Annotated in this window: 1 protein-coding gene; it reads left to right on the top strand. The window is 68.8% G+C overall.

Annotation, left to right across the window (positions count from 1 at the left end):
* Positions 1-123 precede the first annotated feature (123 nt).
* On the top strand, positions 124-1,959 hold the full coding sequence (locus ABT186_RS47550) for an IS481 family transposase (protein ID WP_502973561.1): 1,836 nt from the start codon (positions 124-126) through the stop codon (positions 1,957-1,959).
* Positions 1,960-2,016: the final 57 nt, after the last annotated feature.

The raw sequence follows: 2,016 nt of genomic DNA, 5'->3' as shown, positions 1-2,016 counted from the left end.
TGTCCGGTCCCGGGAGATGCTTGACACTTCGGTCCCAGCTGATGGTTGACAGTGGCCGTGATCGGCTTTTCTGTGCGCGTCGTTGCGGCGTGTGGCAGGAGGCCGGGATTGGCGCTGGTGGAGTTGTCGGTTGTCGAGCAGAGATACCGGGCTGTCCTCGCGGTGCTGGCGGGTGCGACCGTGACGGAGGTCGCCGCTCAGATGGGGGTGTCCCGGCAGACGGTCAGCGGGTGGAAGTCCCGGTATGCCGCCTCCGGTCTGGCCGGTTTGGCGGATCGTTCGCGTAGGCCGACGTCGTGTCCGCATCAGGCTTCTGCCGAGGTGGAGGCGGCGGTGTGCGAGCTGCGGCGCAAGCATCCCGGGTGGGGTCCGCGGCGGATCGCTCATGTCCTGGAGCGGGCCGGGGTGGTGAGCCCGGTGCCGTCGCGGATGACGGTGTACCGAATCTTGATCAGGCATGGGCTGGTGGAGCCGGGCGTGCGGCGCCGGAAGCGGTCGGACTACAAGCGCTGGCAGCGGGATCGCCCCATGCAGTTGTGGCAGATGGACATAGTCGGCGGGGTGATGCTGGTCAACCCGGTCACCGGTGAGCTGACCGAGGCGAAGATCGTGACCGGTGTGGACGATCACTCCCGGTATTGCGTGATCGCGGCGGTGGTGGTCCGGGCGACGGGTCAGGCGGTCTGCGCGGCTTTCGTGGGTGCGCTGAGGGCGTTCGGGGTGCCGGAGGAGGTGCTGACGGACAACGGCAAGCAGTTCACTGACCGGTTCGGGCAGGGCGGTGAGGTGTTGTTCGACCGGATCTGTAGGGAGAACGGGATCGCGCATCGCCTGACGCAGCCGGCGTCGCCGACCACGACGGGGAAGGTGGAGCGGTTCCATCAGACGCTTCGGCGTGAACTCCTGGACCACTGTGGTGCGTTCGAGAGCATCGAGGCGGCTCAGAGGGCGCTGGATGGATGGGTGGAGGAGTACAACTCCTTGCGTCCGCATCAGGCGCTGGAGATGCAGGCTCCCGCGGACCGGTTCACGCCCGTTCCGGACGAGGAGCGGGAGGTGCTGGGTCTGAAGGTGCCCGGTGTGCTCTCGCTCGCCCCGCAGCAGCGGACGACTTCTGTGGTGCCTGCTCCTGCCGTGGACTCGGTTGAGGTGGTGCCCGCCGTGGTGGCGCCGGAGGCATCCGAGCTGCCGGTTCCGGGGCCGGAGGGTGTGGTGCCGGCCGAGCAAGGTGGGCCGGTGGAGTTCGAGCGGGTGGTACCGCCGAGTGGGAATCTGCAGGTCGGGGGCAAGCAGTTCTGGCTCGGACCGGCCCGCTCGGGGCTGACGGTGACGTTCTGGGTCGATACCCAGGTGATCCACCTGCTGATCGCCGGAGTGCGGATCAAGTCGGTGCGCTCCCACCTGTCGGTGGCGGACCTGGCTCAGCTGGCGGCACGGGGAGGGCGTGCGGCGGGGCCGTCTCCGCTGCCGGCCGGGGACGGGGCTGCGTTCGAGGTGGACCGGAGCGTGAACAATCACGGGCTGGTGGGCCTGGGTGGGCGCCAGGTGCTGGCGGCGGAGATCCTGGGCGGCCGCCGGGTGAGTATCCGCATCGACGAGGCCACGTTGTCGTTCTTCGACCCGTCCTCGCGGGAGCTGCTGCGGGTGCGGCCCAACCCTCTGACCAGCGATGAGGTGCAGCGGCTGCACGGGCTGCGGCCCGCGGGCCCGCCGCCCCGGCCGCGGGTCGAACCGGTCCGCATCCAGCGGCGGGTCAGCGCGGTGGGCACGGTCATGGTCTGCCGCCAGGTTGTCTCCCTCGGCCGACCCTACGCGGGGCAGACCGTGACCATGCACGTGGCGGAGTCGACGATCACCGTGGAACTGGACGGCCAGGTCCGCATCATCCAGCGCACCACCGACATCCCCGTCCGCCACGTGAAGGCGAACAAGCCCCACAAGATTTCCGATGTTGTCTAGGCCCAACGTCAAGCATCAACTGGGACCAGAACGTCAAACATCACCCGGGACTAGACA

Origin of the sequence: Streptomyces sp. NPDC001634 (genome assembly GCF_040298185.1) — a bacterium.
GTDB lineage: Bacteria > Actinomycetota > Actinomycetes > Streptomycetales > Streptomycetaceae > Streptomyces.
This window is presented reverse-complemented; position numbering and strand designations above follow the sequence as displayed.